1 protein-coding gene is annotated in these 1,036 nt (G+C 72.5%); it reads right to left on the bottom strand.

Translation table 11 applies throughout. The features are described 5' to 3' along the window. Positions 1 to 70: 70 nt before the first annotated feature. Positions 71 to 931 (bottom strand): bifunctional DNA-formamidopyrimidine glycosylase/DNA-(apurinic or apyrimidinic site) lyase, encoded by an 861-nt coding sequence (gene mutM, locus ACWGH4_RS35390; RefSeq protein ID WP_453468039.1) that lies wholly within the window; start codon positions 929 to 931, stop codon positions 71 to 73. Positions 932 to 1,036 lie beyond the last annotated feature (105 nt).

Genomic DNA, 1,036 nt, shown 5'->3' on the forward strand with positions numbered 1-1,036 from the left:
GGACACCTGAGGTGTCCGGGGCCCTCCCGTACGTGCGGTCATGTCTGCCCGGCAGACGGCGCGGCCGCGGTCAGGCGACCGGGCGCGGGGCGCGCTGGCAGCGGGGGCAGAAGTAGCTGGAGCGGTTCATCCACGGGCGGCGGCGCATCGCGGTGCCGCAGCGTCGGCAGGGCTCGTCCTCGCGGCCGTACGCGTCGAGGGAGCGGTCGAAGTAGCCGGACTCGCCGTTCACGTTCACGTACAGGCTGTCGAAGGTGGTGCCGCCGACGGCGAGGGCCGCGGTCATCACCTCGCGCACGTGGCGGAGGAGTTCGACGGAGCGGGGCCGGGTGAGGGTCGCGGTGGGGCGCTCGTAGTGGAGTCTCGCGCGCCACAGGGCCTCGTCGGCGTAGATGTTGCCGACGCCGCTGATCAGGGACTGGTCGAGCAGGGCTCGTTTGACGGTGGTGCGTCGGGCCCGCAGCGCGGTGTGGAACCTCGCGTCGTCGAAGAGCGGGTCGAGCGGGTCGCGGGCGATGTGCGACAGGACGTCGGGCAGGCCGTCCGGCGCGTTCTCGTGGAGGGACAGGCCGCCGAAGGTGCGCTGGTCGACGAAGCGCAGCTCGGTGCCCAGCGCATCAGCGAACCGGATGCGGATGCGCAGATGCTTCTCGTCGTCCGCGTCCTGGGGCTGCACGAGGAGCTGACCGCTCATGCCCAGGTGGCCGAGGATCGAGGTGTCGGTGTCCGCGAGGGGCAGCCACAGGTACTTGCCGCGCCGGCACGCGTCGCCGACGGTCCTGCCGGTGAGCCGTGCGGCGAAGTCCTGCGCGCCGGGCAGGTGTCTGCGGATCGCGCGCGGGTGCAGCACCTGCACGTCGGCGATCGTGCGACCGCTGACCCAGCTCTGCAGACCACGGCGCACGACCTCGACCTCGGGCAGCTCGGGCACGGGTCGCGTCTCCTTCTGCGAGTCACATCGTTGTTGCCCGCAGGGTACCGCCGGGCCGTGGGCCGTTGACGGGCGGGAACAGCGGTGAGGCCCCCCGCCTGTGGC

The sequence above is a fragment of the Streptomyces sp. NPDC054847 genome, from assembly GCF_053610925.1.